We start from the raw sequence: 23,645 nt of genomic DNA, 5'->3' as shown, positions 1-23,645 counted from the left end.
TCTCCATTGCGCCTGTCACGTTGCCCGACACCTCAATGTTCTGTAGCCGATGCTACCAAGCATTGAGGTCGTCGGTCTCGGTACCACGCTAGTCAAGCTGCGCCGCAAACCCCTTCATAGAACTTAAATTGTTATTGGGACCACTATCGCCAGAAACCAAGATTTTTTGCTCTAAATCGACCTGCAGGCCCTGTAGATATGTGACCGCATCTCCAAAAGGTGCGAGTATCCTCCAGCCCTGCTCGCCAAATGTAGGATCAAGTACCCCTTTGGAATCATATCGAACCAGCAGCACCTGCCGCTGATAACCTGCATTGCGCGTCACTGCACCTCCCGCCACGGCCACCTTGCCATCGGCCATTTCAGCAATCCCGCCCCAAAGGAAGTCAACCTCAACGCCATCAGGCAGCTCAAAGAGCAACGGTTTACCGCCGTTGAAAGACTGCTCCGGCCGGCCGGTTGAATCTATGCGTACCACCATCCCATAGAAGCGCCAGGGATCACGTGCTGTCAGGTAACCACACGCGACGTATCCGCCGTCCGCCATGATCGCCACGTGAGCAAGCTCCATTTGACTCAGCTCTGGATGAGGGATACCTGCAGATACAGAATCGAAAATCGAATAACCTTCCTCACCGAACGTCTTGTCCAGCGAGCCATCGGCCTTGTACCGACAGAAAAATCCGCGCATCCCAACCGACAGGTCGCCCAGTGTGCCAACTACCACAGCGCCCCCGTCTGCAGAAGCGATAACGGCGGGGGCGTCTGTGTCCAAAGTCGGATGCTTAACGCTAACAATGCCAGTGCCATTGAACTCAGCATCCAGCGCTCCGTTTGCTAAACAGCGCAGCAACGAGAAATCACCTGCAAAGCGGTTACCCAGAACCCCGTAAAAGTTGCCGTCCTTGGCGGGTGTCAATGCGCCCAGCACTGCCGACGAAAAAACAGAATCCTGACGACCGTCATTGTTTCTTCCACGCCCCGCTGAACTTGCACTCATCTTTTCAACTTTGTGGAAGACCGTGCCGGCCTGCCCAAACGACATATCGACCTCACCATTGAGCTTGAAGCGGACCAAGCCCAGCTCCGATGCATTATACAAACCAGCGATTACGCCTCCGTCAGGTTGAGGAATCAACCCTGCAGCGCGCGGAAAAGCATCCGTAAAGTCAGAAATATTATGGGAGCTGAAACCTCGCAAACCAAACGTCAAATCTGCTGTACCATCATGCTTTACACGCCCTACCATAATCGTTTTACCAAGGCCATCCAGCAAATATCGCTTACCTCCAACGGGGAGAACCAGCGTACTTTTATTGGTGGCCTCGGGAATCGGAAAAGGTACTCGATATTCAATATCAAATCCCGATACCTGCTTATTCTGACCCATGTTTTATATCCTCTAAAATAATTAATAAAGTCCGCAACCATGCATATGCAGAGGCAAATTATCATCCCTGAAGCAGAAAGCAGCGGGTATAAAATTCTTGCCAATTAAAAACAGCTTGACTACTGACAAATATAACTAATGGCCCAGGGCTATCACTTCATCAAGTATCTGGGCATTCCTGGCCCGACTCGCGCGTCGTTTTCATAGGCCTCAATGGAGATAATGTCACTTGTGGAGTTCGTCCGGTCTCAGTAACGTGGCCAGCTCTTTGGCAAAGATTCCCCGGAGTTCGCCCATGCGCCTAACCCCTACCCTGCTGCTGACCACCCTGCTACCCCTGTTCGGCGGTTGCCAGCTCATGGCTGACGCCCCCAACGACCCGAACATCGGCACCACGCGCATGCAGGGCGAACTGCGTGCCGCCGGTGGCCAGTTGCTGTTCAAGCCGTGCAGCGAAAACCGCACCTTCGTGATCAACGACGTCGCCGCCACCGGCATCCTGCAAGAGGCCGCCAACCTGGCCAAGGATGCCAACGACAAGCTGTTTGCCGATGTCCGAGGGCGCCTTACCGGCAGCAAGCAGGCCACCAACGACGGCCAACTGGAAGTACGCCATCTGTACCGCCTGGAACCTTCCACCCGCGCCTGCGAGGACCCCAACTTCAAACAGCTGACCCTGCGCGCCAACGGCCACGAACCGGGTTGGGACATCAAGGCCAGCGGCAAAGGCATGGTGCTCAACCGCATCGACCAGCCCCCCCTGCCCCTGCCATTCCTGGAAGAAGAAGTGCCCGGCGGTGGCCTGACCCTGACCAGCGAAGCCAACGGCCAGCACGTGGAGCTATGGGCCGCGCCGCAACGCTGTGTAGACAGCGCCACCGGCGCCATCTACCATCTGCGCGCCGAATTGCGCATCGACGGCAAGACCCTGCAAGGCTGCGGTTACTACGGTGGGGCGCGCGACAACTGATCACCGGGCGCTTTTATCCTGCCAGTCGGGGCATCTAACAGCTTATACTTGGCGGTTTGTGTAAAGCCGCCGGCCGCCCATGGCCGGGATACTGGACCCTGCCATGCTACGAATCACCGAACTGAAGCTGCCCCTGGACCATCCCGACGAAGCGCTGCGCGAAGCCATCGTCCAGCGCCTGGGCATCCGCGACGAGCAACTGCTCAGCTTCAACCTGTTCAAGCGCAGCTACGATGCGCGCAAGAAGAACAGCGAGCTGCTGTTCATCTACACCATCGATCTGGAAGCCAGCAACGAGGCCGAGCTGCTCAGCAAGTTCGCCGATGATCGCAACATCGGCCCGGCCCCAGACGTCACCTACAAGTTCGTCGGCCAGGCCCCGGCAGGCCTGCAGGAGCGCCCGATCGTGGTCGGTTTCGGCCCGTGCGGCATCTTTGCCGGCCTGTTGCTGGCACAAATGGGCTTCAAGCCGATCATCCTCGAACGTGGCAAGGAAGTGCGCCAGCGCACCAAGGACACCTGGGGCCTGTGGCGCAAGAGCGTGCTCAACCCCGAGTCCAACGTGCAGTTCGGTGAAGGCGGCGCCGGTACCTTCTCGGACGGCAAGCTGTACAGCCAGATCAAGGACCCGCAACACCACGGCCGCAAAGTGCTGGAAGAATTCGTCAAGGCCGGTGCGCCAGACGAAATCCTGTACATCAACAAGCCGCACATCGGCACCTTCCGCCTCACCGGCATGGTCGAACAGATGCGCCAGGACATGATCGCCCTGGGGGCCGAAGTGCGCTTCCAGGAGAAGGTCACCGACCTGTTGATCGAAGATGGCCAACTGACCGGTGTAGTGCTTGAAAGCGGCGAGCAGTTGCACTCGCGCCATGTGGTATTGGCCCTGGGCCACAGCGCCCGCGACACCTTCCGCATGCTGCACGCCAAAGGTGTCTACATGGAAGCCAAACCGTTCTCGGTGGGCTTCCGTATCGAGCACCCGCAAACGCTGATCGACAAGGCACGCCTGGGCAAGTATGCCGGCCACCCAAAACTGGGTGCCGCCGACTACAAGCTGGTTTACCACGCCAAGAATGGCCGCTCGGTATACAGCTTCTGCATGTGTCCGGGTGGCACCGTGGTCGCGGCCACCAGCGAGCCAGGGCGAGTCGTCACCAACGGCATGAGCCAGTATTCGCGTAACGAGCGCAACGCCAACTCCGGCATCGTCGTCGGCATCGACCCCGAGCGCGACTACCCGGGTGGCCCGTTGGCCGGTATCGAACTGCAGGAGCGCCTGGAGGCGCACGCCTATGTAATGGGCGGCAGCAACTACCAGGCCCCGGCACAGCTGGTGGGTGATTTTGTCGCCGGCCGGCCCTCGACCGCACTGGGCAGTGTCGAGCCGTCCTACAAGCCGGGCGTGACCTTGGGTGACCTGGCGCCGAGCCTGCCGGACTTCGCCATCGAGGCGATCCGTGAGGCACTGCCGGCGTTCGACCGGCAGATCAAGGGCTATAACCTGCATGATGCGGTGTTGACCGGGATCGAGACGCGTACCTCGTCGCCACTGCGGATTACCCGGGGTGAGGACTACCAGAGCCTGAACATCAAAGGGCTGTTCCCGGCGGGTGAAGGGGCCGGGTACGCGGGCGGGATCCTGTCAGCCGGTGTGGATGGCATTCGCATCGCCGAGGCAGTGGCGCGGGATATGCTCGGCCTCTGACTCTTTAGCGACTGACAGGGCCTCTTCGCGGGTAAACCCGCTCCTACACGGAACAATGGTCCCCTGTAGGAGCGGGTTTACCCGCGAAAGGGCCCGGTCCGGCATCAGACTATTCCAGCACCTACTCCAGACTTCCCCTCCCCCATCCTTCCCCAAATCCATCTAGGCTTGCCCCAGGCCTGTCAGCAACAACATATAACAAAAACGAATATGTCTTTTGTTTGAAAGCATATCTCTACAGGCTAGGGTGTACGCCCGTACCCTGCGTAAACTGCTCATGGAGGGCCTACAGCCCGTGCGTAGCCTGTTTACCCGTTTCTTCCAGCTCGAAGCCGCCAGTGGCCTGCTGTTGATCGCCGCCGCCGTTCTGGCCCTGATCATCAACAACTCGCCACTGTCCTACCTGTACGGCGGCTTGCTCGAGGTACCCGTCGCCGTCCAGGTCGGCGCGCTGAACATCGCCAAGCCATTGCTACTGTGGATCAACGACGGCCTGATGGCCCTGTTCTTCCTGCTCATCGGCCTGGAGGTCAAACGCGAGGTGGTCGACGGTCACCTGTCCAAGCCCTCACAAGTGATTCTGCCTGCCACCGCAGCCGTGGGCGGCATGGTGGTGCCAGCGCTGATCTACTGGTTCATCAACCGTGACAACCCTGCAGCCGTGGCAGGCTGGGCGATCCCTACCGCCACCGACATCGCCTTCGCCCTCGGCGTCCTGGCCCTGCTCGGCAAGCGCGTACCAGTGTCACTGAAGTTGTTCCTGATGACCCTGGCGATCATCGACGACCTGGGTGCGATCATTGTCATCGCCCTGTTCTACTCCGGCACCCTGTCGAGTGTGTCGCTGCTGCTGGCTGCGGCCTGTCTGCTGGTGCTGGTGGCGATGAACCGGCTTGGCGTGATCAAGCTTGGCCCCTACATGATCGTTGGCCTGATCCTGTGGGTTTGTGTGCTCAAGAGTGGCGTGCATGCCACCTTGGCCGGTGTCGCGCTGGCCTTTTGCATCCCGCTGCGTACACGCAATGCTGAATCGTCGCCGCTGCTGGCGCTGGAACATGCCCTGCACCCCTGGGTGGCCTATGCCATCCTGCCAATTTTCGCCTTTGCCAATGCCGGCGTTTCGCTGGCAGGCATGACCGTAGACAGCTTCACCCACCCCGTGCCGATGGGCATCACGATCGGCCTGTTGCTGGGCAAGACCGTGGGGGTTTTCGGCCTGACCTGGGTGGCGGTCAAGCTGCGCCTGGCCGCGCTGCCTGCGGGCGCTGGTTGGGGGCAAATTCTGGGGGTGGCGATACTCTGCGGCATTGGCTTTACCATGAGCCTGTTCGTAGGCTCGCTCGCCTTCGCCCCGGGTAGCAGTGAGTACGCCGGCATGGACCGCATGGGCATTCTTACTGGTTCGTTCTTTGCTGCGGTGATCGGCTACGCCGTCACCGCAATGGCCAGCCGCAAAACCAGCGTTGCCTGACTTGGCTGAAGCATGAAAAAACCCCGACTGGCAGCAGCCATGTCGGGGTTTTGTTTTACTGCGTTACGGTCAGTGCGAAACGCGGCTGGTACCGTCAACTGTCATGATGCGCACGCGCTCGCCAACGCGGAAGACTTCGTTCTCCTGCACGGCCTGTACATAGGCGCGCATGCTGCCATCATCTTCACGAACGGTAATTTCGACACCTTGGGTACGGGTCAAGCCTTCTTCTGCTGCGGAACCCGCCAAGCCACCGGCCACGGCACCGATCACGGCAGCCACGATGCTGCCACGGCCACCGCCCACGGCGCTGCCGGCTACACCGCCCACGATGGCACCAGCACCGCCGCCAATCGGGGTCTTGGTGCCCTCGATCTTGACCGGACGCAGGGATTCGATGGTGCCCATACGCACGGTTTGCACGCGGCGGGCTTCGTCACGGGAGTAGCTGTCACCGGTCAGGCTCGAGGCACAGCCCCCCAGCAGCAGCGACATGGTGGTAAAGGTCGCCACCAGCAAAGCGGATTTACGCATGGGTAAAGTCTCCATAAGTCAGGTGCTCATTAGACGCTGCACATTGACGGCTGTCACGGTACAAACGTAATAAAATTGTTTTCATTCAGCCGGGGTACAGCCTGCCGGGCTGTGTCGAAGGCCTTTCAAGTGAGACCAAGAATAGCCATGGATTACTTCATCGTCGTGGTCACCACCGTTGCGGGACTGTATTTCCACTGGTGGTTGTATGTGCGCATGCGCCGCTGGATGGACCGCGACCTGGCGTTGTCGCTGGCAGGGGCCGATCCTGAAAAACGCGCGTTCATGCTGGAAAGGTTGGCGCAGGCGCGGCAGGAGAAGGTGGGGCGTAAGCAACTGGCGGGGTGGTTGGAGCGCGAGGCGGCAGGTTATCCGGGGTAGCTTGATCAATGGCTGGGGCCGCTTGGCGGCCCCAGTTGCTCAGGGCGCCAGCCGCTCTCGCAGCCACTGCCCGTCCACCAGCCGATAGTTCAAACGATCATGCAGACGACTTGCCCGCCCCTGCCAGAACTCGATGCGCTCGGGCAACAAACGGTATCCCCCCCAATGCTCAGGGCAGTGCGGCTGGGTGTCGGAGAAACGCGCTTCGGTGGCCTTTACCAGGCCCTCCAGCTCTTCACGCCCGGCAATCACGCGGCTCTGTGGCGAAGCCCAGGCCCCCAGGCGACTGCCCAACGGGCGTACCTGGTAGTAGGCATCCGACTCCTGCGCCGTGACCTTCTGCACCCGGCCCTCGATGCGCACCTGACGCTCCAGCGCCGGCCAGAAGAAGGTCATTGCCGCAAAGGGGTTGGCTTGCAGTTGCTGGCCCTTGGCGCTGTCATAGTTAGTGAAGAAGGTGAAACCCTGCTCGTCGAGCCCCTTCAACAGCAATACACGGCAATGCGGGCGACCTTCGCCGTCCACGGTGGCCAAGGTCATGGCGTTGGCTTCTACCGGCACCTGCTCGGTTTTCACCGCATCGGCGAACCACTGGTGGAACAGGGCGAACGGCTCCCCTGGTGCCTGGTCTTCGGCCAGGCCATCACGGGTGTAGTCGCGGCGCATATCGGCCAGGGATTGGGTCATTACTGCGGTTCCTTGACGATCAGTTGGTCTTCGCAGGGCTGTTGGCAGCTACTTTCTTGTCAACGGCAGCTTTCTTGGCAGCAGGCTTGGCCGGCGCAGCTTTTTTCTTGGCTGCAGTCTTCGCAGGCGTTTTGGCCTTGGCTACAGGTTTCTTCGCCGCAGCCTTGACGGCAGGTTTGCCACCAGCGGCCTTGGCAGCGGGTGCCTTGGCATCCTGCACCGCCACCATCGAGGCCGGGGCGGGTGCCGGGGCGGCCTGCTGGTATTTGGCCAGCAGCGCGACCATGGTGTTTTGCGGGGTCAGCAACATTTCCACGCGGCGGTTCAGGGCGCGGCCCTCGGCGCTGTCGTTGGCAGCGCGCGGCATCACCGAACCCATGCCCTTGAGGGTCAGGCGGTCACGCTGCAGGCCGCTGAGGCGGAAGATGGCCGATACCGAAGCGGCGCGCTCCAGGCTGAGCTTCTGGTTGGCAACGGCGGCGCCGCTGCTGTCGGCATGGCCCAGTACCAGCACGGCAGTCTTGGGGTCGCCTTCGACAGTCTTGGCAACGCGGGTAATCGGGCCCAGGGACATGGGCAGCAACATGTTCGGGCGATCAGGATTGTACGAGCTGTCCACCGGCAGGGTTACCGCCAGCACGTTGTCACGACGCTCCAGCTCCAGCTTGCTGTCCTTGATCGCTTCGCGCAGCTTGGGCTCGTATTCGTCCAGCCAGGCCTGCGTGGCCTTCTGATCGATCTTCGGTACCACCGGCCCCTTGGCTTGCTTGTCGTCACCGCCAAACGGCCACCACCAGCGGCTGGAGCTTTCCGATTTGGCATCGGCTTTGGCCACGTTTTCAGTGACGGCTGACTTCACTTCCTGCTCGGCAACCTTGTCCGAACCGAAAGGCCACCAGCTGGAGCCACCTTCCTTGGAGCCGTCCGGGGAGTGACTGGCGCAGCCGGTAACGGCGGTCAGGCACAGGGCGAGTGCTAAGGTTTTATGTGAAGACATCAGCGATACACCATGAAATAGAAAGATATTTTGCCTACGAACTTCAGGCGTTGGCATTGAGAATAGTCAAAGGGGTGTGGCAATACCCGCATTACCCGATCAAAGGCAACTGGCAAGGACGCGTACCAGTTTCTGGGCGCGTGGGTCCATCAGCACATAAGGGCCGAGGGTATTGACCACAAAACCGAAGGCCACATCGTACTCCGGGTCGGCAAAACCGACCGAACCACCGGCACCAGGGTGGCCAAAGGCGCGGGCGCCGAGACCAAAGGTGGCATTGGCCACATCGGGCTGGTCGAGCATGCAGCCCAGGCCGAAACGGGTCTGGGTGAGCAAGGTACGGTCCTGGCCAAGGCTATGCTCGCGGGTCAGCTCATCGAGCAGTTCGGATTCAAGCAGGCTGCCGTCCAGCAGCCCGGCATAGAACCCCGCCAGGCTGCGTGCGTTGCCATGGCCATTGGCCGCTGGCTGCTGCATGCGTCGCCATTCCGGTTTGTTGGTGCTGGTCAGTATCGCGGGCGGGTTGGTAAAGGCACGGGTCGACAGCGCCTCAGGCTCGCGCATGGTCACCTGCAGCAAGCGTTGCGCTGCACTGTCTCCAGCATTGCCCTTGCCACGGGCGATATGCGCCACGCGGTGGAACTCCTCGTCGGCCAGGCCAACATGGAAATCCAGGCCCAATGGGCGGGCGGTGCGGGCCACGATCGAGTCGCCAGGGCCACGGCCGTCGGCACGGCGAATCAGCTCGCCGATCAGCCAGCCAAAGGTGATGGCGGCGTAGCCGTGTTCTGTGCCTGGCGTCCACCACGGAGTCTCGGCTGCCAGGGCATCGACCATGATCTGCCAGTCATACAAGGCTTCAGCCGGCAGCAGCTCACGAATGGCCGGCAAGCCGGCACGGTGGCTGAGCAGCTGACGCAAGGTGATCGACTGCTTACCCGCCTGGGCGAACTCGGGCCAGTAGTTGGCCACCGGGGCATCGAGGGCCAGCTTGCCCTCGCCGACCAACTGCAGGGCGGTAACGGCCGCGAAGGTCTTGGTGCAGGAGAACAGGTTGGCGATGGTATCGCTGTGCCAGGCCTGCTGGCCGTCCTTGTCGGCACTGCCGGCCCACAGGTCAACGACGGTTTCGCCACCCACCTGGATGCACAGCGCGGCGCCACGCTCCTGGGGATCATCGAACAGTGCGGCAAAAGCTTCGCGCACAGCTTCGAACTTCAGCTCATAGTGACCCTGGATCTGCACCCGCTGCTCTCCGTACGACCATATCCAAAAAGGTGTGCATTGTTTCAGTAGTTGGGTGTTTTGCAAACAGGCTTGGGCCAAGTGGTCGCGACACAAGGCCGCTCTCACCTGGGTTGACTGCATCCGCCTGATCTCAGGGGGCCGGTTTTTCCAGCTCGGCACGCAGTTGGTTCATGGTTTGCAGATTGCTTTTGCGCACGGCATCGACAAACCCTGGATAGGGCATATCGGTAATCGCCACCAGCCCGAGGTGGCCGTTCTCACCATCGAGCAGGCGACCGCTGGCCGGTTGGTCGAGGTACTGGAACCAGTGCGCGCCAACGATCATCGGCTGCGCCATGGCGGCCTTGAGGAAGTTTGCGTAGGCCGGGCCGCGATCCTCTTCCCGCGCCAGCTCCAATGGCCCCGGCCAGAACGGCCCGCGATCACGCGAGCCGAACTGGAACTCGGACACCAGCACCGGCTTGTCCAGCTCTGCCAGGCGGGCAAAGTCGTAGCCGTCCTGCGGCTTGAGGGTATAGAAGTTGAAGCTCAGTACATCGCAGAACTCGGCACAGGCCTTGACCGCCTCCGGTGTACTGACCGCATAGCGGCCACCCAGGAGCATGTGATTGGGCGCATGCCATTTCAACGAATCGGAAATGGTCTTGAAGTAGGTCTCGGCAAATACCCGCTGGAAGTGCTGGTAGTCACGTTCGATTTCCGGGTGCTCCGGGTCAGGCAACGGCGCCTCGAAGCCAGGATCTTCCATGAGTTCCCAGGCGGTCAGTTCGATGCCCCAGGCCTTGGACAACCCTTCCTGGTTGCGATACTTGTCGCGCAACTGCTTGAGGAATGCGCGTTTGGCTGGCACGTCGGTGGTCAGGCGCAAGGTGCCGTAGGCCAGGCCATAACGGCTCTTGGGGTCGCTTCCAGGGGCGGCCCAGGCCAGTTCGTTATCGGCGAAGTAGCCGATGAGCCAAGGGTCGTCACGGTGATCACGAGCGGCGATGGCCACGGCACGCTCGGTGGCCATGGCAAAACGCGGGTCGAACGGGTCGGGCATGCGGCCCCACCAGTCCATGCCAGTGCTGATGCTGGCGTAGTCGCCTACGATCGACAGCGGCAAGGTATACGGCATGCGTCTGGCTTGGCCAAGCGCCGGCTCGCTCCAGTTGCCAACGGTGTTGAACCCCCAGGCCTGAAGGCGATCAAGCGCATGCGCCTGCCAGCGGTCGGCATCCAGCACCGGCGGCGCGCAATCGGCTGGCTGGCCCTCCACTGCGGGCCGGCAGGGTTTGCCATAGGTACGCTGCAGGTTGGCGGCGTAGAAGTCGAACCAGCGCCCCTGCTTGAAATTGCGCCCTTGCGACGAGGCATTGCCATCGTCGTTGTTGCTTTCGCCATAGAAAGCGGCCAGTGCATCGCCCTCAGCGGGCAAGGCCTTGAACATGCCTTCGCGCCCGGCGACATAGGTACGCCCGCCGTCTGCCGCCACGGCGTTCACCCCCAGGGAATAGAACGGGTGCCCATCCGGCGTTACCAGGTACCAGCGGCCATCACGCTTTTCAGTGCGAAAGAAACCCTTGGCTGCAAAGGCCGGCCCACCCACCAGACCACCGTAGGCGTCCAGTTTCTGCTTGCCGCGCTCTGCCAACCAGCCCTTGAGCTGTTGCTGTTCACGGGTATCGGCCGCCTTGAGCTGCTCGTCACTGGATACCTTCTCGGGCCAGTTACCGCGAGTCGACTGGCCATAAGCATCAATCAGCTCGTGGTAGGCCGCCCTGTACGCCTGGTCGTCATCCTGGATACCGACACGCTCGATCAGCAGGCTCTGCGCCACCTTGGGGCTGGGGATGCTCAGGCTGACCGAGGTCACCTGCTTGAGGTCGACTGCACCGGCGCTGCTGGTCAAAAGGAGGCGCTGACCACCATGGTTCCAGGGCATCGGCGGGCCGGCGCGCATGCCCTGGTCCAGCGGCGAACTGGCCGTCAGGGGCACCATCACGGTTTGCGCGGGGCCAGCGGGCAGGTCGATACGGCTGGTCAAGACGCGGCCATCGCTGCCTTGCACTGTGACATCCACGGTCAATGCCCAATCCATGGCACTTTGCAGGCGCAAGGTCAGGAACTGCCCGGCGGACCAGTCCCACACCCCGCTCTGCGGGCTCAGGCGCAGGGTCGGCTGCTGGGCCGGGTTGAACACCACACGCCGCAACACCTCGCCCTCGGCCGTCTGTTCCGCGTTGTACTGCGGCATGCCGGCATCCACCGTCGCCACATTGACCACCGAAGCCGGGCGCACGAAGCTGAACAGCGTTTGCTGCCCGGCCAGCAAGGGCGAACTGCACAACAAGGCGAATACGGCGGGCAGGGTGCGGCGGATCATAAGGCTGAGGCTCTCCTTCAGGACCCTGATGGGCCCAAGACGAGTAATGGACAATGCGCCGGCGCAAGTGCTCCGGCGATCAGGAAATTTCCCGCCGAAACGGCGGCAGCGCATTGAGAATAGCCTTGCCGTAGCGCTGCGTGACCAGGCGCCGGTCAAGCAAGGTGATAACGCCGCGATCCTGTTCGGTACGCAGAAGGCGACCGCAGGCCTGGATCAGCTTCAACGAGGCGTCAGGCACGGCAATTTCCATGAACGGGTTACCGCCACGTGCCTCGATCCACTCGGCCAGCGCAGCTTCGACCGGGTCGTCGGGCACTGCAAAGGGAATCTTGGCGATGACGACGTGCTCGCAATACGCACCCGGCAGGTCGACACCTTCGGCAAAGCTGGCCAGGCCGAACAGCACGCTGTGCTGGCCATCGTCGACCCGCGCCTTGTGCTTGTTCAGGGTTTCCTGCTTTGAAAGGTTGCCCTGGATGAGCACCAGCTTGCGCCAGTCACGGTCCAGACCATCAAACACATCCTGCATCTGCTTGCGTGACGAGAACAACACCAGCGCGCCACGGGCATCTTCGACGATGTTCGGCAGTTCGCGGATGATCGCCGCGGTGTGCGCTGCTGCATCGCGTGGGTCGGCCTGCAGGTCGGGGACCCGCAACAGGCCGGCATCGCCATGCACGAACGGGCTGGGCACCACGCAGGTGACTGCGTCGCGCGGCAACCCCGAACGCATGCGAAAACGGTCGAACTTGCCCAGCGCGGTCAATGTCGCCGAGGTCACCAGCGCGCCGTGGGCCACGCTCCACAGGCTGCGCCGCAGCATATCGGCGGCGAGGATGGGGCTGGCGTTGACTTCGATGTCGAACAGCGCGCCACTTTCGGCCAAGGTCAGCCAGCGCGCCATGGGCGGGCTGTCTTCCGGGTCTTCGGCGGTGAAGGCCGTCCACAGCTCCCAGTTGCCCTGGGCACGGGTGACCAGGCTGCCGAACAGCGGATACCACTCTTCGGCCTGATGGCTGGCGATGCCGATATTGACCTCGCCGTCCATGCCTTCCTTGAGCAGGTCAGCCAGGCGGGTGAACAAATCGTTGAGGCGGGCAAAGCCCTTTTTCAGTTCGATGCCCACTTCACGAATCTGCTCCGGCACCACCCCACCCTCGAAACGGTAACGCGGGCGCTCACGGCCTTCGGTGTCCTCGCTGGGACGGAAGTCAGCCACCTGTTCACAAAGGGTGAACATGAACTGCTGCTGGGTGCGTACTTCTCGTGCCAGCTCCGGCACCTGCTCGATGTACTTGCCCAGGTCGCCAGGCAGCGGATGCTGGGCCAGCAATTTGGTCAGGTTCTTGGCGGTCTGCTCCAGCCAGTCGGCGGTGGAACGCAGCCGCGAATAATGGGCGAAATGGCCGATCGCCTTGTCTGGCAGATGATGGCCTTCGTCGAACACGTACATGGTATCGCGCGGGTCAGGTAACACCGCACCGCCACCCAGGGCCAGGTCGGCCAGAACCATGTCGTGGTTGGTGACGATCACATCGACCTTGCCCATGCCTTCGCGGGCCTTGTAGAACACGCACTGCTGGAAGTTGGGGCAGTGGCGGCCGGTGCACTGGCTGTGGTCGGTGGTCAGCCGTGCCCAGTCCTGGTCTTCCAGGGCCTCTGGCCAGCTGTCACGGTCACCGTCCCAGCGGTTGCCGGCAAGCTTCTCGATCATGCTGTTGAACAGCTTCTGGCTGCGCTCGTCGACTTCGATGCGGAAGCCTTCTTCCTCGAACAACTGGGCCGTGGCTGACTGGGCGTGGCCTTCCTGCAACAGGATGTCGAGCTTGGACAGGCACAGATAGCGGCCACGGCCCTTGGCCAGGGCGAAGCTGAAGTTGAGGCCGCTGCTGCGCATCAGGTCGGGCAGGTCCTTGAAGACGATCTGTTCCTGCAGGGCCACGGTGGCCGTGGCGATCACCAGGCGTTTGCCGGCGGCCTTGGCCGCCGGGATGGCAGCCAGGCTGTAGGCTACCGTCTTGCCGGTACCGGTGCCCGCTTCCACGGCCACCACGGCAGGCTCGCCAGCGCGGCGGCCTTCATCGTCGCAGGCAATGTCGCCAAGCACCTTGGCCACTTCGGCGATCATCAGGCGCTGGCCATAGCGCGGCTTGAGGCTCTTGGCTTCGAGAAAACGCGAATAGGCGCCCTGGATAGTGGCTTTGAGTTCGTTGCTGATCATGGTCTGCAGGCGCCCGAAGGGCTGGATATATTTTCAGTGTTTCACATGGGGCGGCTATCATACCCCGCTATTGCCCTTTCTGCCGCATGGAGATCCGAATGCTCGCCTTTGCCCTGCCCTACACCCTGCATGTTCTGGCCGCACTCGTATGGGTCGGCGGCATGCTCTTCGCCTGGCTGGTGCTGCGCCCGGCAACGGTTGCAGCCCTTGAAGGGCCTGCCCGCCTGCGCTTGTGGGTGGAAGTTTTCCGACGCTTCTTCGGCTGGGTCTGGCTGGCGGTGGCGATTTTGGCGATAAGTGGTATCGGCATGTTGCACATGCGCTTCAGCGGTTTCGAGACGGCGCCCAGATACGTGCACGTGATGATCGGTGGCGGGATCGCCATGTTTGCCTTGTTCATGCGCATTCAGGCGTTGCTGCTGCCGGAATTGAAGGCAGCGGTGCAGGCCGAGGACTGGCCGACGGGTGCGGCGGTACTGGGGCGCATTCGGCGGATGGTGGGGGTCAATCTGCTGCTGGGGCTGGCCGTCGTTGCGGTGGCCAGTTCGCGACTGGTGATCTGACAGGCGTTGCGTGCAAACAGCAGTGAAGCAGGTGCCACGATGGATGGCACCGGCGTTGCCAGTGTTCGCGGGCAAGCCCGCTCCTGCAAGGGATCGCAGCGAGAGACGCTGCAAGATCAGTTCACCCGCGGCGCCTCCCGCGGACGAGGAATGGACATGACATGGAAGATTCCCGTCAACAGGATTTGCAAACGGTCAAACCAACGGTGACTGCGCCCGCGCAGGCTGCGATTGAAGAACAGCACTTCAAGCAGGTGCAGGCCAAACAAGACGATGCCTGCGGCATTGATCAGCAGATTGAAGGGCAAGGGTTGTGGCATCAGCTGATTGAACAGCACCACCCCCCAGAAAGCGACCGTCAGGACCTTGCCCAGGCCCAGGATGAACTTCATACCACGCCCCTATAGATGGTTGCCATGTCGAGGTGGCCTGATCGAGCAAACCGTGCGAACAACATTAACGGCAATGCCCAGGCAGGCGCCAGCAACACTCAGTTGAGGTGCAGCTCCACCCGTCGGTTGCGCGCGCGGCCCTCCTCGGTTTCGTTGTCGGTAACCGGTTCGCTTTCCCCACGGCCCTGGCTGGTGACCTTGCCCATCTCCAGACCCTGGCCGATCAGGTACTCGGCAACGCTGCTGGCGCGGCGTTCGGAAAGTGCCTGGTTGTAGCTGTCGGAGCCCACACTGTCGGTGTGCCCGATCACACGAACCTTGGCCACCGTCGGTGAATTGAGCTTCTCCACGAGGCCTTGCAGGCGTTGCTGGGCCGCCGGCGTCAGTTCGGCGGAGTCGAAGGCGAACATCACCGCGCCGTTGTCATCGAGGGTGATCACCTCTGGCGAGGGTTCGGGTGCACTGGCAGGTGGCGCGGCCGGGTACTGTTTCAGTGGGCAGCCCATGTGGTCAACCGCCGTGTTGGCCGGGGTCTCGGGGCAGTGATCGCGCCGGTCGAAAATGCCGTCACCATCTTCGTCACCGTCCTGGGCGTAACAAATCAGCCCGCCGGCAATGGCGCCCAAGGCGCCACCACCGGCGGCCCAGGAAGAACTCTCGATGGCACCAAGGCCACCACCGACCAAGCCGCCCAGCAGGCTGCAGATGGGCCAGGTCCTTTGATTGAGGGGCGCGCTGCCATCGCTGTGCGTAGCGCAGCCCGTGAGCAGGCTGGCAGCCACCAACAGCGGCAAAGCCGCCTTCGACATCACACTCATGCTGAATGCTCCTGTGTCATTGGCCACAAACGGCTGGCCGGCATGAAGACGCGCCCGTGCCACTGCTCGAGGCACGGGCGCCCGCCGTCTTACCGCTGGATCTTGATCTCGGTACGACGGTTCATGGCACGCCCTTCGGCCGTGGCGTTGTCTGCCACCGGCTGGGTTTCACCCGCGCCGACCACCGAAACGAAGCTGCTGCGCGGTACACCGCTCTCGACCAGGTAATCGGTCACCGAATGGGCACGGCGCTCGGACAGTTTCTGGTTGTAGCTGTCGGAACCGACGCTGTCGGTATGGCCGCTGACGCTAAGGCGGGCAGAGGGCGCTTCCTGCTTCAGGCGCGTGGCAATGGTATTGAGGCGCTCTTTGTCACTGGCCGTCAGGCGCGCAGAATCGAACTCGAAGTGCACATCGCGGATGACAATGACTTCTTCCTTCTGCACCACCACTTCTTCGACCACCGCAACCGGCTCAGGCGGGCATCCGTTGGCATCGACCTGCACACCACGCGGGGTGCCAGGGCACTTGTCACGGCTGTCTGGCACGCCGTCGCCATCCTCGTCGCCATCGCCATGGGCCCAGCAATAGCCCGCCGCCAGGCCACCGCCCAGCAACGCACCCCAGCCAGCCCAGCTGGAGCTTTCGATGGCGCCCAGGGCGGCGCCGCCTACACCCCCGACGGCGGCACATTTCGGCCAGTCGGTTTTTTGCAAACCTGCACAACCAGTCAACACACTGGTGAGCAGTACCAGGGGTAACGCTGTGCGTACTATGCTCATTTCATTGCTTCTCCTAGGGGGAATCGGCATAAGGCCGATCTCTGGGAGTAAAGACCGCGCATTCCAACCCTGCCAGCAATAAGCTACGACACGGTCACATGCCTCTTTGCCCGCACGCCGCAGCCCGCTAGTCTTGGATGACTTGAACGAGGAATGGCAATGACCGAAGGTTTCTCCAAACGCACCCCGCAACAGGCCCTGGCAGCCCTGCTCGAGCGCTTCACTCCACAACGGCTGCTGCTGGTAGGTACGCGCTTTCCGGCGCTGGACGCCTTCGCCCAGGCACACCCCCAGGTCACCATCGACACCGCCGCCCCTGGCCCGCTGCCGGCCGAACTGGCCGCCAAGCGCTTTGACCTGGCGGTACTGGTGGACTGCCTGGAACACTTGCCCAAGCGCACCGGCCTGGAGCTGCTCGGCGGTATTCGCAACCTCAATGCCAGCCGGGTTGCAGTGCTGGCCGACCTGGCTGCCTGCGGCTGGCAGGACACCGACTTTTTCGCCCTGGCCATGTCGGCCAGCGAGAAATTCTGCCGTGACCAACAGGTTTTGAGCCTGTTCACCTATGATCTACATGACTATAAGCAGGTCCCGGACTGGCTCAATGCCAGGTTCTGGGCCAACCCTGAAAACTTCGGCAAGTACTGGTGGTGATGATGAGTGTCTCGGTCTGCCCTTGTGGCAGTGGCAACCTGCTTGACGCCTGCTGCGGGCATTACCATGCCGGTACCCCGGCACCGGATGCCCAGGCCCTGATGCGCTCACGCTACAGTGCCTACGTGCTGGGCCTGGTCGACTACCTGGTAGCCACCACCCTACCAGCCCAGCAAGCCGGCCTGGACCGTGCTGCCATGGCCGACTGGAGTGCACAGAGCACCTGGCTGGGCCTGGAGGTGGAAAGCGCAGAAGTGCTGGGCGGCCAACCCGAGCACAGCTTCGTCACCTTCACCGCGCGCTGGCACGACCAAGACGGCGATCATCAGCACCGCGAACGCTCGGCCTTCGTCCAGCATGCCGGTCGCTGGTACTTCATCGACCCAACGGTCGGGCTGAAGGCCGGGCGCAACGACCCCTGCCCCTGCGCCAGCGGGCACAAATTCAAGAAATGCTGCGCCAGCTACGTAGGGAGCTGAACATGATCAAGCGCACCCGTCTGCTACTGCTCGGTGCGCTGCTGGCATGGCTGACGGGCTGTGCCAGTTGGGGCGAGGACTGGCGCGAGCCCGAAGTGCATCTGGTCGAGGTCGAAACGGTCAAGGCCAGGTTGCTGGAACAGGAGTTCGTGTTGCACCTGCGGGTCGACAACCCCAATGACAGCCGCCTGTTCATTCGCAACGTGTCGTATGCAATACGCCTCAATGACCTGCTACTGGTGCAGGATGAAGCCAGCGTATGGCGCAGCGTGGGCGGGCATGCACGGCGCACTTTCAAGATCACCGCACGAACCAACCTGTGGCAGCACCTGAAGCCACTGGCCAAGCTGCTCAGAAGCAAGCAGCCGCTGCGTTACTCCCTGCAGGGCGAACTGGCGACCGGGTTGCTCATCCATCGGGACCTGCACATCTCGCGCAGTGGTGAGATAATCCCCGACGATTACATACCGGAGTAACCCTGCAATGTCCCAACAACCCCACGTTCATGGCCCTGACTGCAACCATGACCATGATCACCACCACGACCACGGCCATGTACACGGCCCGCACTGCAACCACGGCCACCAGGAGCCGGTACGCAACGCCCTGAAGGACGTTGGCCGTAATGACCCGTGCCCGTGCGGTAGCGAGAAGAAGTACAAGAAGTGCCACGGCGCCTGATCGACTGACGCGATAAAAATCTGAGAGATGGCTCGAACACTGTGGGAGCGGGCGCGCCCGCGAACACGGGCGAAGCCCGTGCCATCCACCGCGTCGCCTGCTTCGCGGGCTCGCCCGCTCCCACAGTTTCCGTGCCAGCCTCTGGATCATGAGCCTGACACAGGTGGCTACGCGGCCTTTCGCCGGTTTGCCCCCAACAGGTCCTGGTACCAGAGGCCGGCATCATAGGCGATGGTCACCAGGGTGGTCTCGACATACCGCGGGTGCTGGGCCATGCGCTGGGCAACCGCCAGGCAGGCAGCGGCTGTATTACCGACGAAAATGCCACTCTGCATGTAGAACCAGCGCTGTGCGGCCAGCATTTCTGCATGTTGCACCTGGGCCCGCTCGTCCACCAGCGACCAGTCCATGAACGGCGGGCAAACGCCCACGGCCATGCCTTCAAAACGATGGTCGGCGAACACGCCAGCCCTCGAATCGCAGCCATTGGGATCGACCAGTACCGTCGACACGTCGAAGCCATGGTCCTTCAGCCCCAGGGTGATACCCGTGAAACTGGCGCCAGTACCCGCACAGCCCACGAACAGGATCTGCCGCCCTGCCCCGGCGTTGGTCAGTTGCACGGCCAGTTCACTGGCGGTCTGATAACGATGGGCTTCGATGCCCACCGGGTTGTTGAACTGGTCGGTGTAGAAGTATGACTTGCCCAGCGCGGCCTGGTTATCCAGGTGATGCATCACCACGTCCTTGGGTGTGGCACCGGCCATCAGCATTTCCTTGCCGATCAGTCGGGCACCGAAACACTCCAGCAGATCCCGCTTGGTCTGGCTGAAGCTCAGCCCCACCGCCAGCTCTACGGCGACCTGGTACTTGTGGCAGGCCGCCAGCAAGCCAAAGCCGAAGCTGCCACCGGTTTTTTCGATGACGGTCGTCACCCCGGGCATGATCTCACCCTTGCGCACGGCATGTTCGACGATCCGCCGCGCCGCCCGATATTTGTGGCTACCGCCCGGGTTGTTCATTTCCAGCTTGGTGTAGATACGATCGCTGACACTGATGAGCTCGCTCATTTGCGGCTACCTTCCATTGAAGTTTGCAGGCCGACCTTGTTCTGCAGCAGGCCGGCAGTGGCAACCAGCAGCCCCAGGCAGAGGACCATGCAGATGGCGTTGGTACCGTCCCAGCCGACCGAGCTGAGCAACAGCGAAGGGCTGAATGCGCCGAGGGTGGCAAAAATGGCAATGGCCAAGTCGTTCTTGCCCTGCATCTGCATCGCTGCCGGGCTGTTCTGCAGTGACTGGGCCAGCAAGGCACCTCCGCCTACGTAAGTGAGGTTCCAGCCCAGCCCGAGGGCAATCAGTGCCAGGGTCATCATGGCGTAGCTGTGCGACCAGATATTCATCGCCGAGCAACCGATCAACAGGGCCAGGCCCGCGCAAATGGTGGTCTTGATACCCAGCCGCTGGATGATGGCGCCGGTGAAGAACGACGGGGCAAACATGGCAATCACATGCCACTGGATCGCCAGGCGGACGTCAGTGAAGTCCTCGTGCATGTGTTTCATGTGCATCGAGGCCTGGATCATCAGCAGGTTCATGATCCCGTAGCCCAGGGCAGCGACAGCCATTGCCACAACCACGCTCGGGCCTGCCGGCTCGGCACGGACACTGGCCGGCTTTGCTGCGCTGTTGACCGCGCTGGCCATACCGGCATCGTTGGGCAGGCAAAGCGCAATCAACAATGAAAGCAACGCCAGGCCGACAAACGCGGCATAACACAGCGAAAACAGTGGGTAGCCACCCACGTCACGCAACCACTCGGTAAGCGTCGGCCCGACGACAGCCGCGATGACCCCGCCCGCCACGACCAGCGAAAGCGCCTTGGGCTTCAAGGCCTGGGAAAGATTGTCGGTTGCCGCGAACCGGTTGAAGTTGGCGAACGCGATGTACACACCCAATGCAGAGTGGCTGAGGACCAGCGTTGGAAAATGCTGGTGCTCCACCGCCAGAAAGCCGCTGACGCCAGACAGCGCCAGGGGAATCGCGCCCAGCATGAACGCCTTTTTACGGCCGATACGGCTCATCAGCCTGGAGACCGGATAAGTTGCCAGCATCAGGCACAGAAACTGGAATCCGTACGGCACCGTGGACCATGCGGCATCAGGCGCCAGCGCAGCCCCGACAATGGCCGCCATCGTCACCGACATCACGGCAGTCGTGAGGTTGATCGACTGTGCCGTGAAGTACAGGTACGTGCGCCGCGGTAACGTGCTGTTCATAATGCGTGCTCGTGATAAGTGGACAGGTCGATTTCGGCCTCGGGGAACACGCAGATCAGCCGTTCCTTGCCTTTACCCAGGCGTTTGCGCTTGACGCCAAGGCGCCCGATGCGCCGAGGTGAATCGAGGTGCGTGCCACCGCACGGGATTTCGATGCCGTTGTAGGTCCACAAACGCGCGTCTTCCAGGCCTTGAACCGCGTAGTGCTCGATGGGCGCATCGCAGCCGATCAGTTCATTCGCCCGTCGTTCTATTTCAAGTACGTCTTCAGCCGTGAACGCGTCCTCGACCAGGAAGTCGAAACGTGCCGTGTCCTCCTTGATATGGCAGCCGATAGTCCATTGCTTCAATTCTTCACGCAGCCCGATGGCGGCGGCATACAGAAAGTGGCTGGCACTGTGAGACAACGTCAGCCGTTCGCGCCGTTCGATATCGATAGTGACGCGGGCCGGCATGCCTACGGTGACTTCATCCAACAAGTGCAAATCATCAGGGTGCAGGCTGTGAATAATGATGCCGCCCAGTTTTCCACCTTTGAAACCTTCCAGGCGAATAGGGCTACCGTAGAGTTTTTTAACCCAGACGAATCGCACGGTACCCACCGGTAATTCAATGGTGCCGAAGTCCGCTTCCTGGCCGCCCCCTTCTGGATAGGCCACCGTACTCAGCAACTCGATGCCGTCACTGTGCACCCGCGCTACTTGCGTATTCGCGCCCGCCAAATACTGGTCTTTGTAATACAGTTTCTCGGTATTTCTTAAAACTTCATAGTTCAGAGCGTTCATGATTCCAATACCACCTGCAATGATGTTTTAACCTGTACCCGGGCAGCGGCCGGGACGTCTTTGGTAACAATGCAGCCCGGCCCGATAAACGCACCGTCACCGACATGAATTGCGCCCAGCACACTGGCGAAAGCGCCGATCTGCACCCGGTTACCCAACGTCGGATGCCTGGGGCTCGAGGGGTTGTCACTGATACCGCGGGCGCCCAGGGTTACGCCGCCAAGCACGTAGCAATCGTCACCAATGGTCGACGTTTCACCAATGACGGTGCCCATGCCGTGATCGATGATGAAGCGCGCACCAATGCGGCTGCGGAAATGGATCTCCGCCCCCGAAAGCATTTTTCCGCGCCTGGAGATCATGGCGGCCAGGCATTGACCGCCGGCGCCGTAGGTCGCGGCGCTATTGTTGTAAATCCAATGGGCAAGCCGATAATGCAAAACCGCAGAATAAGAGGTGTAGGTTTTTGCAATGAATACCAGGTCGCGGCCGGCAGCCGGATCTTTCATGGCAAATGCCTGTAAATCGGCATGTGCCTGTTCAGTCACAGTTTCTATGATCGGTGTTTCTTTCAGTGCTTCGAACTCGACGATTGAACAACACTCCAATAAAGCCGAGGTCACAAGATTCTTTACAACTTTGAATGACTCCAGTTCGTCAGGGACAGGAAGCCTGGCAATGACGGCTGATTGCATGTCCATTGGGTGCATGGGCTTGATATCCAGTTGTCTGGTCTGCACAGACGCTAAAAGTGCCGCCTTTGTTGGCAGCCGAAAGTTCCGACACAGGGATATTGGCATGTGCTGGCCATTTGCAAACGAACAGTCGACAAGCATTTCCGTTAACTGTTAGGATTTTTTTTCTAACGGTTTCGGACCTGCCATGATCCCCTGCAGCCTTCATCACCTTTTGAAACAACGCCTGGATGCAGGCGAGTGGTTGCCCGGGCAACGCATGCCCTCCATCCGCAAGCTGACCGCTGCAGTGGACTTCAGTTACCACGACGTCGTGTCGGCCTACGCCCAGCTGGTCAGCGAAGGTGTGTTGACGGCATCACCCGGGCGAGGCTACTTCGTGGCAAACCGCGCCCGGCAAACCAGCGTGATCCACGAACCCGAATGCATGGCCGGCGACCCGCTGTTCCGGCTGCTGCAGGGCGGCCAGCACTTCACCAAGCTGGGCAGCGGCTGGCTGCCCCCAGCGTGGCGCGACACCGAACTGCTGGCCAAGGCGATTCGTCGCACGGCGCGGCTGGAGCAGAGCTCGCTGGCAGAGTACGGCGACATCCAGGGATACCTGCCCATGCGCAAACAGCTGTGCGTGCACATGAAACGGCTAACCCGTGTCGAAGTCCGCCCCAACCAATTGCTGACCACACTGGGGGCCACGCAAGGCCTGGACCTGGTTGCACGGTTGCTGATCAAACCGGGCGACCACGTGTTCGTCGACGAGCCGGGCAACGGCAACCTGATCAAGCTGATCCAACTGGCTGGCGGACACGTCGTCGGCATTCGGCGGACCCAGGACGGGCCGGACGTGGAAGAAATGAGAAGCCACCTGGCCAGGCACAAGGTCAAGGCGTTTTTCTGCAACAGCACCTTCCACAACCCGACCGGCAGCAACATCAGCCCGCACAACGCCTTCAGCGTCCTGCGCCTGGCGGTGGAGCACGAGTTCTTCGTGGTCGAGGACGACGTTTATGGGGACTTCAGCCCTGCTGTGCGCCAGACCTTTGCCGAGCTGGACAACCTTGACCGGGTTATCTACATCGGCAGCTTCTCCAAATGCCTGTCGGCCTCGCTGCGCGTGGGGTTCATTGCCTGCTCGCAAGACCTGATCGAGCCGCTCACACGCCTTAAACTGCTGACCTGCGTCGCTGTCCCCGCGTTTTGCGAACGCTTCGTCAACACCATATTGTCGGATGGCACGTATGCCCGGCACATGAAAGACGTGCAGCAGCGCCTGATCCGCCAGCAAGTGCAAACCCAACGCTTGCTGCTCGAGCGCGGCTGGCAGTTCGACATTGCACCGCAAGGGGGTATGTTCCTCTGGGTATACCACCCGGACCTGCCCGACCTGCAACCTTTCGTGCGTAAACTGGAGCAACACAAGATCCTGCTGATGCCCGGCTCTGCATTCGCGGTGAGCCGTGACTACCAACGCTACACGCGCATCAATTGCACGCATTTTTCCGACGCCTTGGCCGAGCACTTCGAGGTTTGACCCGGCGCAATC

The 23,645-nt window shown here is 61.5% G+C and carries 24 protein-coding genes; 10 read left to right on the top strand and 14 right to left on the bottom strand.

Features of this window, described 5'->3' with window-relative positions; all coding sequences use genetic code 11:
* Positions 1 to 88 precede the first annotated feature (88 nt).
* The gene (locus tag ACF8FB_RS11375) at positions 89 to 1,390 is read right to left on the bottom strand and encodes a hypothetical protein (RefSeq protein WP_392511350.1); all 1,302 of its coding nucleotides are present in this window, start codon (positions 1,388 to 1,390) and stop codon (positions 89 to 91) included.
* A gap of 295 nt (positions 1,391 to 1,685) precedes the next feature.
* Between ACF8FB_RS11375 and ACF8FB_RS11370 the strand changes: the two genes are divergently transcribed.
* The 3 genes from ACF8FB_RS11370 to nhaA all read left to right on the top strand — a co-directional run bounded on the left by ACF8FB_RS11370 (position 1,686) and on the right by nhaA (position 5,542).
* On the top strand, positions 1,686 to 2,360 hold the full coding sequence (locus tag ACF8FB_RS11370) for a COG3650 family protein (RefSeq protein WP_049588168.1): 675 nt from the start codon (positions 1,686 to 1,688) through the stop codon (positions 2,358 to 2,360).
* A 103-nt stretch (positions 2,361 to 2,463) separates the two neighbouring features.
* Positions 2,464 to 4,071 carry an NAD(P)/FAD-dependent oxidoreductase gene (locus tag ACF8FB_RS11365; protein WP_010952294.1) on the top strand — a complete coding sequence of 536 codons (1,608 nt, stop codon included), beginning with the start codon at positions 2,464 to 2,466 and terminating at the stop codon, positions 4,069 to 4,071.
* Positions 4,072 to 4,348: 277 nt separating this feature from the next.
* A complete protein-coding gene (gene nhaA, locus ACF8FB_RS11360; protein ID WP_392509813.1) occupies positions 4,349 to 5,542 on the top strand; it encodes a Na+/H+ antiporter NhaA in 1,194 nt (397 codons plus the stop codon).
* Between the two features lie 69 nt (positions 5,543 to 5,611).
* Here nhaA and ACF8FB_RS11355 read toward each other — a convergent pair whose 3' ends face one another.
* A complete protein-coding gene (locus tag ACF8FB_RS11355) occupies positions 5,612 to 6,076 on the bottom strand; it encodes a glycine zipper 2TM domain-containing protein (RefSeq protein WP_003254883.1) in 465 nt (154 codons plus the stop codon).
* Positions 6,077 to 6,223: 147 nt separating this feature from the next.
* On the opposite strand from ACF8FB_RS11355, the gene ACF8FB_RS11350 reads away from it, so the two are divergent.
* A complete protein-coding gene (locus ACF8FB_RS11350; RefSeq protein ID WP_014860076.1) occupies positions 6,224 to 6,457 on the top strand; it encodes a hypothetical protein in 234 nt (77 codons plus the stop codon).
* A gap of 39 nt (positions 6,458 to 6,496) precedes the next feature.
* Here the strand turns inward: ACF8FB_RS11350 and pdxH are convergent, their stop codons facing one another.
* From pdxH to dinG, 5 genes are all read right to left on the bottom strand, one after another.
* Positions 6,497 to 7,144 carry a pyridoxamine 5'-phosphate oxidase gene (pdxH, locus tag ACF8FB_RS11345; RefSeq protein ID WP_010952290.1) on the bottom strand — a complete coding sequence of 216 codons (648 nt, stop codon included), beginning with the start codon at positions 7,142 to 7,144 and terminating at the stop codon, positions 6,497 to 6,499.
* Positions 7,145 to 7,163: 19 nt separating this feature from the next.
* Positions 7,164 to 8,141 (bottom strand): OmpA family protein, encoded by a 978-nt coding sequence (locus tag ACF8FB_RS11340; RefSeq protein ID WP_049588531.1) that lies wholly within the window; start codon positions 8,139 to 8,141, stop codon positions 7,164 to 7,166.
* Positions 8,142 to 8,240: 99 nt separating this feature from the next.
* A complete protein-coding gene (locus tag ACF8FB_RS11335) occupies positions 8,241 to 9,386 on the bottom strand; it encodes an EstA family serine hydrolase (protein WP_010952288.1) in 1,146 nt (381 codons plus the stop codon).
* Positions 9,387 to 9,519: 133 nt separating this feature from the next.
* Positions 9,520 to 11,754: a beta-galactosidase gene (locus tag ACF8FB_RS11330; protein ID WP_392509812.1), complete on the bottom strand. Its 2,235-nt coding sequence runs from the start codon at positions 11,752 to 11,754 to the stop codon at positions 9,520 to 9,522.
* A gap of 79 nt (positions 11,755 to 11,833) precedes the next feature.
* Entirely contained in the window at positions 11,834 to 13,978 is a 2,145-nt protein-coding gene (dinG, locus tag ACF8FB_RS11325) for an ATP-dependent DNA helicase DinG (protein ID WP_003254889.1), read from the bottom strand.
* A gap of 98 nt (positions 13,979 to 14,076) precedes the next feature.
* Here dinG and ACF8FB_RS11320 point away from each other — a divergent pair, with 98 nt between their 5' ends.
* Positions 14,077 to 14,541, top strand: a complete 465-nt coding sequence (locus ACF8FB_RS11320; protein ID WP_392511349.1) for a CopD family protein — start codon at positions 14,077 to 14,079, stop codon at positions 14,539 to 14,541.
* A gap of 116 nt (positions 14,542 to 14,657) precedes the next feature.
* On the opposite strand, the gene ACF8FB_RS11315 is transcribed toward ACF8FB_RS11320, so the two are convergent.
* The 3 genes from ACF8FB_RS11315 to ACF8FB_RS11305 all read right to left on the bottom strand — a co-directional run bounded on the left by ACF8FB_RS11315 (position 14,658) and on the right by ACF8FB_RS11305 (position 16,533).
* Complete coding sequence (locus ACF8FB_RS11315) at positions 14,658 to 14,933, bottom strand: DUF1145 domain-containing protein (RefSeq protein WP_003254892.1); 276 nt, start codon at positions 14,931 to 14,933, stop codon at positions 14,658 to 14,660.
* 98 nt (positions 14,934 to 15,031) lie between these two features.
* Positions 15,032 to 15,751 (bottom strand): OmpA family protein, encoded by a 720-nt coding sequence (locus ACF8FB_RS11310; RefSeq protein ID WP_350298224.1) that lies wholly within the window; start codon positions 15,749 to 15,751, stop codon positions 15,032 to 15,034.
* Between the two features lie 89 nt (positions 15,752 to 15,840).
* Positions 15,841 to 16,533 (bottom strand): OmpA family protein, encoded by a 693-nt coding sequence (locus ACF8FB_RS11305; RefSeq protein WP_010952284.1) that lies wholly within the window; start codon positions 16,531 to 16,533, stop codon positions 15,841 to 15,843.
* Positions 16,534 to 16,692: 159 nt separating this feature from the next.
* On the opposite strand from ACF8FB_RS11305, the gene ACF8FB_RS11300 reads away from it, so the two are divergent.
* The 4 genes from ACF8FB_RS11300 to ACF8FB_RS11285 are packed head-to-tail and all read left to right on the top strand — an operon-like array spanning position 16,693 to position 18,347.
* Positions 16,693 to 17,187, top strand: a complete 495-nt coding sequence (locus ACF8FB_RS11300; protein WP_020191311.1) for a DUF6231 family protein — start codon at positions 16,693 to 16,695, stop codon at positions 17,185 to 17,187.
* Between the two features lie 2 nt (positions 17,188 to 17,189).
* Positions 17,190 to 17,666 carry a YchJ family protein gene (locus ACF8FB_RS11295; protein ID WP_029615445.1) on the top strand — a complete coding sequence of 159 codons (477 nt, stop codon included), beginning with the start codon at positions 17,190 to 17,192 and terminating at the stop codon, positions 17,664 to 17,666.
* Positions 17,667 to 17,668: 2 nt separating this feature from the next.
* The gene (locus tag ACF8FB_RS11290) at positions 17,669 to 18,142 is read left to right on the top strand and encodes an LEA type 2 family protein (RefSeq protein WP_020191309.1); all 474 of its coding nucleotides are present in this window, start codon (positions 17,669 to 17,671) and stop codon (positions 18,140 to 18,142) included.
* 7 nt (positions 18,143 to 18,149) lie between these two features.
* Positions 18,150 to 18,347, top strand: a complete 198-nt coding sequence (locus ACF8FB_RS11285; RefSeq protein ID WP_003254900.1) for an SEC-C metal-binding domain-containing protein — start codon at positions 18,150 to 18,152, stop codon at positions 18,345 to 18,347.
* Between the two features lie 167 nt (positions 18,348 to 18,514).
* Here the strand turns inward: ACF8FB_RS11285 and ACF8FB_RS11280 are convergent, their stop codons facing one another.
* Genes ACF8FB_RS11280 through ACF8FB_RS11265 form a run of 4 tightly spaced genes read right to left on the bottom strand, consistent with a single transcriptional unit; the run spans position 18,515 to position 22,120 of the window.
* Positions 18,515 to 19,417, bottom strand: a complete 903-nt coding sequence (locus ACF8FB_RS11280; protein WP_392511348.1) for a pyridoxal-phosphate dependent enzyme — start codon at positions 19,415 to 19,417, stop codon at positions 18,515 to 18,517.
* A complete protein-coding gene (locus ACF8FB_RS11275; protein WP_014589932.1) occupies positions 19,414 to 20,625 on the bottom strand; it encodes an MFS transporter in 1,212 nt (403 codons plus the stop codon). Before ACF8FB_RS11275 ends, ACF8FB_RS11280 begins: the two co-directional genes overlap by 4 nt.
* Positions 20,622 to 21,410, bottom strand: coding sequence for an alanyl-tRNA editing protein (locus ACF8FB_RS11270; RefSeq protein WP_010952274.1), 789 nt, complete (start codon positions 21,408 to 21,410; stop codon positions 20,622 to 20,624). Before ACF8FB_RS11270 ends, ACF8FB_RS11275 begins: the two co-directional genes overlap by 4 nt.
* The gene (locus tag ACF8FB_RS11265; RefSeq protein WP_172835037.1) at positions 21,407 to 22,120 is read right to left on the bottom strand and encodes a serine O-acetyltransferase; all 714 of its coding nucleotides are present in this window, start codon (positions 22,118 to 22,120) and stop codon (positions 21,407 to 21,409) included. The genes ACF8FB_RS11270 and ACF8FB_RS11265 overlap by 4 nt, the downstream gene beginning before the upstream one ends.
* Positions 22,121 to 22,292: 172 nt before the next feature.
* Here ACF8FB_RS11265 and ACF8FB_RS11260 point away from each other — a divergent pair, with 172 nt between their 5' ends.
* Positions 22,293 to 23,633, top strand: coding sequence for a PLP-dependent aminotransferase family protein (locus ACF8FB_RS11260; RefSeq protein WP_010952272.1), 1,341 nt, complete (start codon positions 22,293 to 22,295; stop codon positions 23,631 to 23,633).
* Positions 23,634 to 23,645: the final 12 nt, after the last annotated feature.

It is taken from the genome of Pseudomonas sp. yb_2, from assembly GCF_043103905.1.
Taxonomy (GTDB): Bacteria; Pseudomonadota; Gammaproteobacteria; order Pseudomonadales; family Pseudomonadaceae; genus Aquipseudomonas; species Aquipseudomonas alloputida.
Note: the sequence above shows the minus strand (reverse complement) of the source record. Positions and strands in the feature narration are given on the sequence as shown.